The sequence below is a fragment of the Hymenobacter sp. PAMC 26628 genome, assembly GCF_001562275.1.
Lineage (GTDB): Bacteria > Bacteroidota > Bacteroidia > Cytophagales > Hymenobacteraceae > Hymenobacter.
Map to the genome: position 1 here is coordinate 4,809,039 of NZ_CP014304.1, position 13,289 is coordinate 4,822,327.

Consider the following 13,289-nt stretch of genomic DNA (forward strand, 5'->3'; position numbering starts at 1 on the left):
CTTTTTCGCGCCAGTAAATATGATGCGGAAGAAGTGATAGTTGGGCACGGAAAAAGAACGTCATGCAGAGCGCAGCGAAGCATCTTTCTCGCGTAACTAATTATTACTGGCGCGAGAAAGATGCTTCGCTGCGCTCTGCATGACGTTCTTTTTTAAGTATTTACTATTTTTAAGTAGCCGCGAATTACGCCAGGGGGCCTCCGGGGCTACTGCGCCACTACAGCTTTAGTATTGATATACCGCTCGAAGAACTCGTAGGTGCGCAGCATCTGGTCGATGCGCTGGCGGTTGTCACCGGCGCGGGTCAGCTCGTGGGTACCGCCGGGGTGGCGCACATACTCCACGGGGCGGCCCAGTACCTTGAGGCTGCGGTACATCATCTCACCCTGCACGAAGCCCGTACGCCGGTCACTCTCGCCGTGGAAGATGATGTAGGGCGTGGTGATGTTCTGGACGTAGGTGATGGGCGACTCGCGGGTGAGCACGGCGCGCACCGCCGGCTCCCAGGGGTAGCCGCCGAAGTAGTTGGGCACCAGACGCCAAGCGTTACCCTCACCGAAGAACGTGGCCAGATCGTACACGCCGCGCTGCGAGCAAGCGGCCTGGAAGCGGTGGTCGTGGGCGATGATCCAGGCCACGAGGTAGCCCGCGTACGAGCCACCCGTCACTACCAGTTTCTGCGGGTTGGCCCAGCCCTCGGCCACGGTTTTGTCGAGGTAGCCCAGCACGTCGGCGCTGGGGCCCGTGCCCCAGTCGTTGATGTTGGCGCGCAGGAACTGCTGGCCGTAGCCGCCGGAGCCGCGCGGGTTGCCGTACACCACACCGTAGCCCTGGGCGGCGAAGTACTGGAATTCGTGCCACATGCTGGCCTCGCCGGGGCCCCACATGGCCGCGGGGCCCCCGTGGATGTCGAGCAGCAGCGGATACTTCCGGCCGGCCTGGTAGGCGGTGGGCTTCATCACCCAGTACTCCACCGTCAAGCCCTTGTCGTTCACGAAGCTATGCTTTTCGGGCATAGATAATTGCCGGTTTTTCAACCAGTCGTTGAAGGTGCCGGCGCGCTGCACCCGGCGCAGCCCGGCGTCGGCCACAAACAAATCCGAAGGGTTGCGCACGCCAGTTTGGGCAAATACCACCCGGCCCTGGGCCACGTCGAAGCTCAGGATGCCGGTGTCGTCGGACGAGAGTTTTTCGACTTTTCTGGTTTTTACGTTGGCCCGGTACAGCGGGGCCCCTCCGTTGGCCTGGGCCGTGAAGTAGACGTATTTTTCGTCGCTGCTCCAGGCCAGGGCGCCTTTGCTGCGGTCAAACGGGATGGTAATCACTTCCTTGGCGCCACCGTTCAGCGGTAGTAGGGCCAGCGTGGGTACGGCCACGCGCCCAGTGGGCTCCTGCTGGAAGGCCAGCCACTTGCCCGAGGGCGACACCCGGAAGCCGGAATACGCGGTGCTGTCGCGGCCCAGCAGCAGGCGCGGGTGGCGGCCGGCGCGGTCGGTTAGGTAAAGGCCGTTTTCCTGGGCGCGGTCGGGGTGGCGCAGCGAATCGAGGGCGGCGAGCAGCACCAGGTGCTGGCCGTCGGGCGTGAACTCAGCCTGCGAAAACCGGTAGAAGCCGTGGGTAACCGCTATGGGCTGGGCCCCCGCCTCGGTGGCGCTGACGAGGAAAAACTGCGTGTAGTTCTGCTCCGCCGACACCTCCTTTTCGTCCTGGAAGTTCAGGTTATCCAGCACCTTGGCCTTCTTGTCCACCTCGTCTTTGTCGAGGTAGGCGCGGATTTCGGCCAGGTTGCCGTCGGCGTTGGGCTTGGCAGGGCCTAGCAGGCTGTTCTTGGCGAAGCCGGGCTTTTCAAACGACCAGCCCGGCACGGCCTTCGCCGCGTTCAGCACCGAATCGCGCAGCAACTCGCGCAGCGGCACGGGCGCCGAAAACAGGATTTGCCGGCCGTCGGGCGACCACTTGGGGGCCCCGGCGCCGAACTTGTAGCGCGTCAGCTGGCGGGCTTCGCCCCCGTCGGCGGGCATAATGAACACCTGCGGTTTCTCATCCACCGTGCGCACGAAGGCCAGCTGCCGGCCGTCGGGGCTCCAGGCCGGCTGGCCCGCGCCTTCTCTAGAAGACGTGAGCTGGCGCGGCTGGGCTCCCGCCGCAGTGCCTACTTGGTAGAGTTGGGTCACGTTCTTGTAGTCGGCCTTGTTCTTCTCGTCGGGCTCCACGCTGAGCACCGTGAAGGCTGCCCGGCGCCCGTCGCGCGTCAGCGTTACGTTGCCCACCTGCTGGATTTTCAGCAAGTCGGTCACCTTTACCGGCTCGGGGCCCTGCTGGGCCCGGGCGGCTTGGGCGAGGCCAAGGGCCAGGAGGATAAGGGTAGTTTTTTTCATGATTTGAGGTATCGGTTTGAATGTAGCGTGAACTCTGCGAGTCCGCGTCGCTCGCTTCGTCCTGCCGGTAATCGTTCAGCGACCGTTCAACCGCGCGGACTCGTAGAGTCCACGCTACGGCCCTTGGCCACGGCGTCCATCACCCGAAACAGGTTGCCGCCCCAGATTTTGCGCAGGGCCCGGGCCGAATAACCGCGGCGCACCAGCTCCAGGGTCAGGTTGGGGAAGTCGCCTACGTCGGCCAGGCCGTCGAGTACAGTGCCACCGTCAAAGTCGGAGCCGATGCCCACATGGTCGATGCCAGCCACTTGCACTAGGTGGTCGATTTGGTTGGCCGCGTCCGCCACGTTGGCCAGCGGCACGGGGTAATTGCGTTCAATAACAACGTATTCGGCCAGGGCTTGGGTGCGGTCGGCGGAGGGCAGGGCGTACACGTTGAGGAAGGTTTTGAGGCCCCACTTGGTGCAAAACGCCTGCTCGACGGCCTGGCGGGCGGGCGTTTTCTCCTCCGTTTTCACGTAGGGGCTGAACAGGTTGAGCTGCACCACGCCGCCGTGGCGGGCCAGGTCGCGCAGCATGTCGTCGGTGAGGTTGCGGGCCATGTCGGCCAGCACCCGGCTGCCCGAGTGCGAGGCAATAACCGGCACCCGGGACAGCCGCAGCACGTCGTAAAACGTCGAGTCGGAAGTGTGCGACACGTCCACCAGCATGCCCAAGCGGTTCATTTCCCGCACCGCCCGCTCGCCCAACGGGCTGAGGCCCTGCCACTCGGGGCCCTTGGGGTCAGTCGAGGAGTCGCAGAGGTCGTTGTTGGAGGAGTGGCACAGCGTGAGGTAGCGCGCGCCCTGGTCGTAATAGGTTTGGAGCAGGGCCAGGTCCTGGCCCACGGGGTAGCCGTTTTCCATGCCGATGAAAATGGCCCGCTGGCCCGCCCGCCGAATGCGCCGCGCCTCGGCCGGCGTGGTGGCCAGCGCCAGCTCGGCCGGGTGCTGGCGAATGGCGGCGTGGATGGCATCGAACTGGGCCTGCACTTCCGGCCGGATGGCAGCGTAGCCAGCCGGCGTGCGGGGCCCCTGCCCCACGTACACCGCCCAAAACGCGGCGTCTACCCCGCCGCGCTTCAGCTTGGGGAAGTCTACCTTGGCTTCTTCTGCCGGTCCGTGGTCGCGGGCCAAATCGAAGCCGGGTTTGATGAGGTTGCCCGGCGTATCCTGGTGCGAATCAACCACAAAGGCGCGCTCGTGCAGGGCCCGGGCGCGGGCTTGCAGCATCGCCTCGGCCGTTTGGGCCCCGGCTGGCCGGGCGGCAAGGGTTAGGAGCAACGGCAAGAGAGCGAGGCGAATGGTGGGCATGCGGGCATCATTGTTTTTTTGGATTCGTGGCGGCAATTAGGCCGCCAGGCACGGGGGAGCAGGCAGCTAGTGGGCCAGTCATGCAAAGCGCCAGCAGGCCAGTCGTGCAGAGCGCAGCGAAGCATCTTTTCTGCGCTGGTAATCCTGATTAGTTACGCGGGAAAGATGCTTCGCTGCGCTCTGCATGACGGCCTAATTTACTTGTTTGCAAGGCAATCACCCTAATAACCTAAGGCCCTCAGGCCCCCCCGGGGCCCCCGGCTACTGCGCCGGCGCCGGGCCGGCCACCGCGGTGGCGCGGTCAACCTGGGTGGCAAAGCGCTCGATGGCGGCGCCGGTGCGCCGGATTTGCTCGTCGGCCTCGGCCCACTTGCGCTCTTCCACGGCTTCGCGGATGCCGGGCAGGGTTTTCACGCCGTAGCCGGTGTAGAAGCCGGGCGCGTAGAGCTGGTGCCGGTACCAGGGGCGGCGCGGCAGGCCTTCGGCGCTCAGGAGCTGCTGCTCAGCTTGGTAGAGCAGTTGGTCCAGCTCCTTTTTGCGGTCTTCCGACAGCTTGTTGGGGCCCCGGCGGGCTTGGGCGTAGGCTTGGGCGCTTTGCTCGAGCTTGGCCAGGGCGTTGTCGAGGGGCGCGAAGTTGAGGTAGGGCACGGCGGCCTGGGGCTTGGGCGGCAGCAGGGGCTGGTCGGGGTTGGCCACCAGGTCGTAGCGCTTGTCGGCCAGCAGCTTGGTTTGCTTCTCGGTGTCGGTGCGCATGGTTTCGGCCAGGGCTTTCACCTCGGTGCCGTACTTGGCCACGGTGTTCGACAGGTTCTGGAACTCGAAGGGCAGCACGTCGGCATCGGCCAAGCGCAGCACGCAGCGGCCCATGGTTTGGGCCAGGGCCACGCCGTAGGCGAAGGTGGGGTCTTTGAAGCGGGTGAAGTCGTCGAACGAATCGAAGATGGAGTGGTACTCGCCGCCCGCGCCTTCGCCGCCGAAGCCCACGTTCAGGGCCGGGATGCCGAGGTGCTGGAGGTAGGGCGAGTAGTCGGAGCCCGCGCCCAGGGCCCCAATGCGCAGGTCGGGCCGGTCGCGGGCATCCTTCTGGGCCTCGGGGGTGCCGCTCACCATATCCAGGCTTTTGCGGCGCTCGATGATGGACACCTGCTTTTCGGGGTCCATTACGTCGCGCCCCACCTGGTTGAAGAATTTCTCCAGCGTGTGCGAGCCGGCCACGCCCAGGAAGCCCCGGTCGCTGTTGTCGGTGTTCAAATAAGCCACCACGTGCTGCTGGATGTCCTTGGCGTTGGTTTCGGCCCACTCCGTCGAGCCCAGCAGGCCGGGCTCCTCGCCGTCCCAGGCGCAAAACATGACGGTGCGCTTGGGGCGCCAGCCGGTTTTCACCAGCTCGCCCAGGGCCCTGGCCTCTTCCAATTCGGCCACCATGCCGCTGAGCGGGTCGCTGGCGCCGTTCACCCAGGCGTCGTGGTGGTTGCCGCGCATAATCCACTCGCCCGGGTACTGGCTGCCCTTGAGCGTGGCGATGACGTTGTACACCGGCTCGGTTTTCCAGTTGAAGGCCAGCTGCAAGTGCACCCGCGCCGGCCCGGGGCCCAGGTGGTACGGGATGGGCAGGGCCCCGCGCCAGTCGGCCGGCGCCATGGGCCCGGCCAGGGCTGTGAGCAGCGGCAAGGCGTCGCCGTAGGAGATGGGCAGCACCGGAATCTGGGTGATGGTGGGGGCCTTGCGGTAGTCGAGGCGCTTGGCGTTTTTGGTCGAGCCGTAGCCGGGCGTGAGCGGGTCGCCGGGGTAGGTGGGCATGTCGAGCACCGAGCCGCGCTGGGCCCCGGTTTCGGGCTTGAAAGGGCCCTTGGGGTACACGTCGCCCTGGGCGTAGCCGTCGTCTTTGGGGTCGGAGTAGATGAGGCAGCCGATGGCGCCCATCTCGGCGGCCACCTTGGGCTTGATGCCGCGCCACGAGCCGCCGTACTTGGCAATCACCACTTTACCCTTCACGTCGATGCCGCGGCGGGCCAGCTCCTCGTAGTCTTTGGGGATGCCGTAGTTCACGAACACCAGCTCGGCGGTCACGTCGCCGTCCCGCGAGAAGCAGTTGTAGGTGGGCAGCTGCTCGGCGGTCTGGCCCGAAGTGGCGTCTTCGGGCACCGGCTTTTCGGTAAGGCCGGCCACGAACTTGGTGGGGCCCACCAGCTCCAGCACGCGCAGCTTGGGCGTCGGAAACAGCACGTACGACACGTCAATCCGCGTGTCGTAGCCCCAGCTCTTGAACAGGCCGGCCATGTAGTCGGCGTTTTCCTTGTCGTAGGGCGAGCCCACGTGGTGCGGGTGCGCCGACAGCCGCTTCATCCAGTCCCGCAGGTTGCCGGCCTTCAGCTGGGCGTCGAACTTGGTTTCGAGCTGGTACTCGGCGGCCGCCGCGGCGGACTCGAAGCCCAGCAGCGGTTTGACGTCGGCCGGCGAGACCGTTTGGGCGTGGGCGGCCGGGGCTAGTAGGCTGGCAGCCAGCAGAAGCGAGTAGTGTTTCAGCATAGAACTGTCTTTTTTCGGGAAAGAAAAGTACCGGGGCCCTAATTTATCCTCAAAACTCCGGCCGTAGTGCCGCGCAAGATAGCACGCTGGCTCAAGCAGTTGGTGCGCTTTTTTATGTAGCGTGGACTCTGCGAGTCCGCGACGAGCGCAGCGAGTGCAGCGATTGAACGAGCTACTAGCCCACTCGCTGCGCTCGTCGCGGACTCACAGAGTCCACGCTACATAAAAAAAGCGCCGTGCCGCTCCTACACGGAGCAGCACGGCGCTTTTCAGCAACGCAATTTCTGGGAGGCCCTAGCCGCTGTAGCCGCCGCCGCTTTCGGGCTCGGTGGCGCTGCCGCCGGGCTTGGTAGGCGTGGGCAGGTCGGTTTCGGTTTCGATGTGGACTTTGCTGTAGTCGGGCACGCCGTCGCCCTGCACGGGTACGGGCGGCTCGGTGTGCGGGTCGGGGGTTGGATCGGTCTGGCTCATGGCGCGGGCAGGATTAAGAAAGGAGAACTGCGGGGTGTACGGCCCGGGGGCCCCAATGGCTGCCCGCGGGGCCTGCCGGCTTACTTTTGCGGCCGTTGCCGGTTGTTTTCTTCTCACGCTTTTCACTCCCGCCCCCGAGGCCATGACGCAGTTCCGCACCGAAAAAGACACCATGGGCACCGTGCAAGTGCCCGCCGACGCTTACTGGGGGGCCCAAACCCAGCGCAGCATCGAGAACTTCCCCATCGCGCAGGACATCAACAAGATGCCCAAGGAAATCATCCGCGCCTTTGCCTACCTCAAGAAGGCCGCCGCCCTCACCAACCGCGACGCGGGCGTGCTCGACGCCGAGAAAGCCGAGTTGATTGGCCAGGTGTGCGACGAGATTCTGGACGGTAAGCTGGCCGATTCTTTTCCGCTGGTTGTCTGGCAAACGGGCTCAGGCACGCAGAGTAACATGAACGTGAACGAGGTGGTGGCCTACCGCGGCCACGTGCTGCACGGCGGCCAGCTCACGGACACTCAGAAGTTCCTGGCCCCGAACGACGACGTGAACAAGTCGCAATCGAGCAACGACACGTTTCCGACGGCCATGCACATCGCGGCCTACAAGATTCTGGTCGAAACCACGATTCCGGGCATCACCAAGCTGCGCGACGCGCTGCAAGCCAAGTCCACGGAGTTCATGGACGTGGTGAAGATTGGGCGCACGCACTTCATGGACGCCACGCCGCTCACGCTGGGCCAGGAGTTTTCGGGCTACGTGGCCCAGCTCACCCACGGACTCAAGGCCATTAATAACACGCTGGCCCACCTGAGCGAGCTGGCCCTGGGCGGCACGGCCGTGGGCACGGGCATCAACACGCCCCCCGGCTACTCCGAAAACGTGGCCCGGCACATCGCCGAGCTGACGGGCCTGCCCTTCGTCACGGCCGAGAACAAGTTCGAGGCCCTGGCCGCGCACGACGCCATCGTGGAAGCCCACGGGGCCCTGAAAACGGTGGCCGTGAGCCTGATGAAAATCGCCAACGATGTGCGCATGCTCAGCTCGGGGCCCCGGGCCGGCATCGGCGAAATCTCCATCCCCGACAACGAGCCCGGCTCCAGCATCATGCCCGGCAAGGTGAACCCCACCCAGTGCGAGGCCCTGACGATGGTGGCCGCCCAGGTGATGGGCAACGACGTGGCCATCACCGTTGGCGGCTCGATGGGCCACTTCGAGCTGAACGTGTTCAAGCCGCTGATGATCTACAACTTCCTGCACTCGGCCCGCCTCATCGGCGACGCCTGCGTGTCGTTCACCGACCGCTGCGCCGTGGGCATCGCGCCCATCCTGCCCAACATTAAGAAGCACGTCGACTCGTCGCTGATGCTCGTCACGGCCCTCAACCCGCACATCGGCTACTACAAAGCCGCCGAAATTGCCCAGACGGCCCACAAAAACGGCTCGACCCTGAAGGAAACCGCCCTGCAGCTCGGCTACCTCACCGCCGAGCAGTTCGACGAGTGGCTGAAGCCCGAGGACATGGTGGGTGAGATTAAGAAGTAGCGCCTGGGGCCCCCGCGCCTCGCTTAGCCGCCTTGCCTGCCCGGGCAGGGCGGCTTTTTTTATCGACATATTTGCAGAGCTATGGATTATACCAAGAACATCGTACTGGAAAACAGCCGCGTGCGCCTGCGGCCCCTCGAAGCCGCTGATTTTGAGGCCCTCAAGGCCGTGGCGTTCGACCCCGAAATCTGGCGCTACACCCTCACCCGCGCCGACGACGTGCTGAGCCTGGCCGCCTACATTTCGGCGGCTGAGCAGGCGCGGCAAGCCGGCCAGCGCTACCCGTTCGCCATCATCGACCGCCTCACCGGCGAGCTGGCCGGCAGCACCAGCTACTACAACGTCGTGCCCGACGACCAGCGCCTAAGCATCGGCCACACCTGGGTGGGCACCGCGTTTCAGCGCACCGGCCTGAACCGGGCGGCCAAGCACCTGCTGCTGTGCCACGCCTTCGACGTGCTGCAATACGAGCGGGTGGAGCTGGAAACCGACAGCCGCAACCAGAAATCGCAGGAAGCCATGCGCCGCATGGGCGCCACCGAGGAAGGTACCCTGCGCCGCCACCGCTTTACGCAGGATAACTACCGGCGCGACACGGTGATTTTCAGTATCATCCGGCCCGAGTGGGACGCGCTCCGGCACACCGTTTTTGCCGAGTTCGATGCGTAGCCCGCAGCCCCGGAGCCTGTCGGCCAAGGTGCTGCTGCGGCGGCGCGTGGCCAGCTTCGGCCACGCGTTTCGCGGGGTGGGCGCGGCCCTGCGCTCGGAGCTGCACCTGCGCTTCCACGCCGTGGCTACGGTGGCGGTGGTGGGGCTGGGATTTTACTACGGCATTGCCCGGCTGGAATGGGCCCTGGTGGCGCTGGCCGTGGCCGCTGTGTGGGCTGCTGAGCTGGTGAACACCGCCATCGAGGCCCTTACCGACCTGGCCTCGCCCGGCTACCACGCCCTAGCCGGCCGGGCCAAGGACGTGGCCGCCGGCGCTGTGCTGCTGGCCGCCCTGGGGGCCCTGGTGGTGGGGGCCCTGGTGTTTGGGCCCCGGGTGTTTTCGGGCCATGCGTAGGGCGGGCCCCGGCGGCGGCGCCAACCATTGCCAACCTCGGGCGTAAGCAGGCGGGTGGGGCCCCCGGTGCTCGGGGGGCCCACCCGCTCCTCACGCCGTCAACCGATTCTTATGCGCCCGCTGCCTGCCTTTCTTGTTGCCACCCTGCTGCTGGCCTCTGCCTGCGGCGCCGACCGCGTGACGGTAGGCACGCCCACTACCCAGCCCAACGGCAACAGCATCACCGAAAATAGCACCCCCGCCCCCACCTCGGCCAACACCGTGGACCCCGTGCCCGCCCGCATGGCCATCGAAGACACCACCGCCCGGCCCCAGTGGCTGAAGGCGCGCATCGCCGAAACGCTGGGCCACCGCAAGCAGTACCCCATCGTGCGCATCTACCGCTACGTGTACAACGACCAGACGGTGTACTGGGAAACAGCGCCCTGCTGCGACCAGCAATCGACGGTGTACGACACCAAGGGCAACGTGCTGTGCCACCCCGACGGCGGCATCACGGGCAAGGGCGACGGCCAGTGCGCCAACTTCGAGAAGCGCAAGGCCAACGAAAAACTGGTGTGGCAAGACCCACGATAGGAATGTGCGGAACGTGAACAATGCGAAAGAATGTGAAAATGGATGCCATTAAAACCCTCTGTTATGGCATCCTTCATGCACTTTGCTACTTTCGCACCCTCAGATTACACTGCGTTTTCACATCTCCACATCACTCCACATTTCCACATTAATTAAATGATTAATACCATCGCCAAGCTCGGCGTTTTCAACGTGTGGGCCAACGAAACGCTGCTGCGGCGCCTCGACTCGTCGGTAGCTGCCGGCAAGGAGGCACCCCAGCCCGCGCTGCGCATTTTCAGCCACGTCATCAACGCCCAGGCCATTTGGATTGCCCGCCTTTCGGGCACGGCCAGCCCCCTCAAAGTGTGGCAGGAACACGACCTTGCCGGCCTGCACTACTGGCACGAGCAAACCTCGCAGGCATTTGCCGACCTCTGCGCCAACGCCGACGAAACCGAGCTGCTGCGCCACATCCAATATTCTAATTCCCAGGGCGATGCCTTCGATTCGCAGGTGAGCGACATCCTGACCCACGCTGTGGTGCACGCCAGCTACCACCGCGGCCAGGTGGCCACCAAAATGCGCGAAGGTGGCCTGGAGCCCGTCAATTCCGACTTCATCACCTATTGCCGCGAACAAAGCGGCCAGGTAGCCCCGCAGCTGTAAAGCGAAGTGGCACGCCGTTCCCGTTAGTCCGGATTTGCTAAGGCGGAAACGGCGCGTGAAAACAGAGTGCCACGCCGTTTTACAATTTTAGCAGGCCGCCCGGCAGTCAGTTGTGGGGCGGCCTGTTCGCGTTTGGGGACCCTGCGTATAGCTGGGCAGTACGTTAATTCCCATGAAAATTCTGCTGGTTGAAGACGAGCCACCGCTGGCCTCGTTCATCAAAAAAGGCTTTGCCCACGAGGGCTACGACCTCACCGTGGCCTACGACGGGCGCGTGGGCTGGTCGTTCTACGAGCAGCAGCCCTACGACCTGGTAATCCTCGACGTGAACCTGCCTTATGTGAGCGGCGTGGAGCTGTGCCGGCGCATTCGGGCGCACAGCCGGCTGGTGCCGGTGCTGCTGCTTACGGCCCTCGACAGCCTCGATGACAAGGAGGCTGGCTTCGCCGCCGGGGTCGATGATTACTTGGTCAAGCCCTTTGAATTCAGGGAATTATTGATGCGCGCCCGGGCCCTCACCCAACGCTACGCAGCCGCCAGCGGCGAGCGTCGCGAGTTGCGCATGGCCGACCTCGTGCTCGACCTCGACGCCAAAACCGTGGCCCGCGCCGGCCAGCGCATTGCCCTCACCACCCGCGAGTACTCGCTGCTGGAGCACCTGCTGCGCAACCGCGGCCGCGTCATCTCACGCGTGGACATCGCCGAGCGCGTCTGGGACTTGGACTTCGACACCACGACCAACGTTATTGATGTGTACGTGAGCTACTTGCGCAAGAAGCTGGACCGCGATTTTTCGCCCAAGCTCATTCACACCGTGGTGGGCATGGGCTACGTGATGCGGGAGGGGTAGCGTGGACTCTGCGAGTCCGCGCGTGGGGGCCCTAACCGTTCAAACGCGCGGACTCGCAGAGTCCACGCTACATATGCTAATATGCTGATTCGAAACAAGCTGATGCTGCGCTTTACGCTGGTGGTGCTGGCGATTCAGGTCAGCTTTTCGGCGTTCATCTACTATTTCAATGCCAGCACACGGGCGCAACGCTTCGAGCACCGGCTGGGCACCAGCGCCACGCTGGCGGCGCGGCTGCTCATCCGGCCCGGCAAGCTCCAAACCGGGCAGCTCGGCAGCCTGCGCCGCCGCGACCTGCTGACGCTGCCCGAGGAGCAGATCAGCATTTACGGGCCCGGCGGCAAGTTGCGCTACAGCAGCGCCGACGACATCGACCAGGGCCCCAACCGGGCGCGGCTAGGGGCCCTGCGGCCGGGCCAGTTCACGGGCTTCGGGGCCGGCGCGCGGCGCGAGGCCGTGGGCCTGGGCTACAACCACGAGGGTGAGCAGTACGCCATTTTTGTGTCGGCTGACGACCAGTTGGGCTGGGCACGGCTATACCAGTTGGGGTTGCTGCTGCTGCTGGGCAACGTGGGGGCCCTGGCGCTCACCATTTTGGCGGGCTGGCACTTTGCGGGGGCGGCGCTGGCGCCGGTGGCCCGCATCGGGCGGCAGGCGGGGCGCATTTCGGCCACCAACCTGGGCCGGCGGCTGTCGGAGGGCAACGGGCGCGACGAGCTGGCCCAGCTGGCGCGCGCTTTCAACGGCATGCTGGCTGGGCTGGAGCAGGCGTTTGAGGCGCAGAGAAGCTTCCTGGCCCACGCCTCGCACGAGCTGCGCACGCCCCTTACCACCCTCACCGGCACCCTCGAAACGGCCCTGGCCTACGACGCCACCCTGCCCGACGCCCGCGAGAGCCTGGCCCACTCGCTTGATGCTGCCCGCCACCTGCAAAGCCTCACCACCAGCCTCCTGGCCTTGGCCAAGGCCGACGGCACCCTGCCGCCCTTTGCGCCCGTGCGCCTCGACGAATGCCTGTCCCAGGCCCTGGACTTTGCCCACGCCAAGTACCCCGGCCGCGAGCTGCGCCTGGCCTTTGGGGCCCTACCCCCCACCGCCGAGAGCGACGTGTTCATGCTGCCCGGCAACGCCGAGCTGCTCACCACCGCCCTGCTCAACCTGCTTGATAACGCCGCCAAATACTCGGCTGGCCCCGTGCTGGCCGAGCTGGCCTACGAGGGGCCCCACACCCTGCGTGTGCGCGTCAGCGACGCCGGACCCGGCCTCAGCCCCGACGAGCTGAGCCACATCTACGAGCCGCTGTACCGGGCCGCCGGCGCCGTGGGCCGCCCCGGCTACGGCCTCGGCTTGCCCCTTACCCAGCGCATCGTGCGCCGCCACGAAGGCCGGCTGGAACTGACCTCGGCCGTGGGCCAGGGCACTACGGCCACGGTGTGGCTACCGGCCACGCCGGTGTAGCGAGCGGGTGGCAACGGGCCGGAGTGCTAATTATTCACCCCGTTTTCATCTTTTCTAATACGGTTCTCATACCGTTTTAATATCGCGGGGGGTGCTTTGTGGGCAGTTGCCACTGCCCCGCCTGCCCATGCCCCATCCATTCCGGTCGTTGAATTTCCTGGCTTTGCTACTGGCGGGGGCCCTGGCCTTGTCGCTGGGGCTCAATGGCTTCCTGCTGTATAACCGGGCCCCGGCGGCGGCCGACTACGAGGACCTCCAGGAAACCGAAGCCGACCTGCGCCTGACGCAGCGGCTGCTGGCCCGCTGCCAGGCCGACCACCAGCAGCAGGACAGCCTACTGGCCCTGCGGCCCGCGCTGCCCAGGGCCCTGCCCACCGCCACGGCCGTCGCCCAATAGGCCACCCGGGCCTTTCGC

The 13,289-nt window shown here is 65.4% G+C and carries 12 protein-coding genes; 8 read left to right on the top strand and 4 right to left on the bottom strand.

Features of this window, described 5'->3' with window-relative positions:
- Positions 1 to 206: 206 nt before the first annotated feature.
- The 4 genes from AXW84_RS20820 to AXW84_RS25245 form a co-directional block, all read right to left on the bottom strand.
- Positions 207 to 2,378, bottom strand: coding sequence for a S9 family peptidase (locus tag AXW84_RS20820; RefSeq protein ID WP_068237892.1), 2,172 nt, complete (start codon positions 2,376 to 2,378; stop codon positions 207 to 209).
- An 86-nt stretch (positions 2,379 to 2,464) separates the two neighbouring features.
- Positions 2,465 to 3,700, bottom strand: a complete 1,236-nt coding sequence (locus tag AXW84_RS20825) for a dipeptidase (RefSeq protein WP_236943185.1) — start codon at positions 3,698 to 3,700, stop codon at positions 2,465 to 2,467.
- Between the two features lie 291 nt (positions 3,701 to 3,991).
- Entirely contained in the window at positions 3,992 to 6,259 is a 2,268-nt protein-coding gene (locus tag AXW84_RS20830) for a transferrin receptor-like dimerization domain-containing protein (protein ID WP_068237897.1), read from the bottom strand.
- 294 nt (positions 6,260 to 6,553) lie between these two features.
- Positions 6,554 to 6,730: a hypothetical protein gene (locus AXW84_RS25245; RefSeq protein ID WP_157887166.1), complete on the bottom strand. Its 177-nt coding sequence runs from the start codon at positions 6,728 to 6,730 to the stop codon at positions 6,554 to 6,556.
- A gap of 142 nt (positions 6,731 to 6,872) precedes the next feature.
- Here AXW84_RS25245 and fumC point away from each other — a divergent pair, with 142 nt between their 5' ends.
- The 8 genes from fumC to AXW84_RS20870 all read left to right on the top strand — a co-directional run bounded on the left by fumC (position 6,873) and on the right by AXW84_RS20870 (position 13,271).
- Entirely contained in the window at positions 6,873 to 8,279 is a 1,407-nt protein-coding gene (fumC, locus tag AXW84_RS20835; protein ID WP_068237900.1) for a class II fumarate hydratase, read from the top strand.
- A gap of 81 nt (positions 8,280 to 8,360) precedes the next feature.
- Positions 8,361 to 8,948 (top strand): GNAT family N-acetyltransferase, encoded by a 588-nt coding sequence (locus tag AXW84_RS20840; protein ID WP_068237903.1) that lies wholly within the window; start codon positions 8,361 to 8,363, stop codon positions 8,946 to 8,948.
- Entirely contained in the window at positions 8,941 to 9,342 is a 402-nt protein-coding gene (locus AXW84_RS20845) for a diacylglycerol kinase family protein (RefSeq protein ID WP_068237906.1), read from the top strand. The genes AXW84_RS20840 and AXW84_RS20845 overlap by 8 nt, the downstream gene beginning before the upstream one ends.
- A 111-nt stretch (positions 9,343 to 9,453) precedes the next feature.
- The gene (locus AXW84_RS24115; protein ID WP_068237909.1) at positions 9,454 to 9,918 is read left to right on the top strand and encodes a DUF6970 domain-containing protein; all 465 of its coding nucleotides are present in this window, start codon (positions 9,454 to 9,456) and stop codon (positions 9,916 to 9,918) included.
- A gap of 156 nt (positions 9,919 to 10,074) precedes the next feature.
- Positions 10,075 to 10,566, top strand: coding sequence for a DinB family protein (locus AXW84_RS20855; protein ID WP_068237912.1), 492 nt, complete (start codon positions 10,075 to 10,077; stop codon positions 10,564 to 10,566).
- A gap of 172 nt (positions 10,567 to 10,738) precedes the next feature.
- Positions 10,739 to 11,416 (top strand): response regulator transcription factor, encoded by a 678-nt coding sequence (locus tag AXW84_RS20860; RefSeq protein WP_068237915.1) that lies wholly within the window; start codon positions 10,739 to 10,741, stop codon positions 11,414 to 11,416.
- 81 nt (positions 11,417 to 11,497) lie between these two features.
- Complete coding sequence (locus AXW84_RS20865; RefSeq protein WP_071892386.1) at positions 11,498 to 12,874, top strand: sensor histidine kinase; 1,377 nt, start codon at positions 11,498 to 11,500, stop codon at positions 12,872 to 12,874.
- A gap of 127 nt (positions 12,875 to 13,001) precedes the next feature.
- A complete protein-coding gene (locus tag AXW84_RS20870) occupies positions 13,002 to 13,271 on the top strand; it encodes a hypothetical protein (RefSeq protein WP_157887167.1) in 270 nt (89 codons plus the stop codon).
- Positions 13,272 to 13,289 lie beyond the last annotated feature (18 nt).

Coding starts and splice junctions, on each gene's coding strand:
- AXW84_RS20865 (WP_071892386.1), top strand. CDS start 11,498: ATGCTGATTCGAAACAAGCTGATGCTGCGCTTTACGCTGGTGGTGCTG.
- AXW84_RS20855 (WP_068237912.1), top strand. CDS start 10,075: ATGATTAATACCATCGCCAAGCTCGGCGTTTTCAACGTGTGGGCCAAC.
- AXW84_RS20830 (WP_068237897.1), bottom strand. CDS start 6,259: ATGCTGAAACACTACTCGCTTCTGCTGGCTGCCAGCCTACTAGCCCCG.
- AXW84_RS24115 (WP_068237909.1), top strand. CDS start 9,454: ATGCGCCCGCTGCCTGCCTTTCTTGTTGCCACCCTGCTGCTGGCCTCT.
- AXW84_RS20840 (WP_068237903.1), top strand. CDS start 8,361: ATGGATTATACCAAGAACATCGTACTGGAAAACAGCCGCGTGCGCCTG.
- AXW84_RS20860 (WP_068237915.1), top strand. CDS start 10,739: ATGAAAATTCTGCTGGTTGAAGACGAGCCACCGCTGGCCTCGTTCATC.
- AXW84_RS25245 (WP_157887166.1), bottom strand. CDS start 6,730: ATGAGCCAGACCGATCCAACCCCCGACCCGCACACCGAGCCGCCCGTA.
- fumC (WP_068237900.1), top strand. CDS start 6,873: ATGACGCAGTTCCGCACCGAAAAAGACACCATGGGCACCGTGCAAGTG.
- AXW84_RS20870 (WP_157887167.1), top strand. CDS start 13,002: ATGCCCCATCCATTCCGGTCGTTGAATTTCCTGGCTTTGCTACTGGCG.
- AXW84_RS20845 (WP_068237906.1), top strand. CDS start 8,941: ATGCGTAGCCCGCAGCCCCGGAGCCTGTCGGCCAAGGTGCTGCTGCGG.
- AXW84_RS20820 (WP_068237892.1), bottom strand. CDS start 2,378: ATGAAAAAAACTACCCTTATCCTCCTGGCCCTTGGCCTCGCCCAAGCC.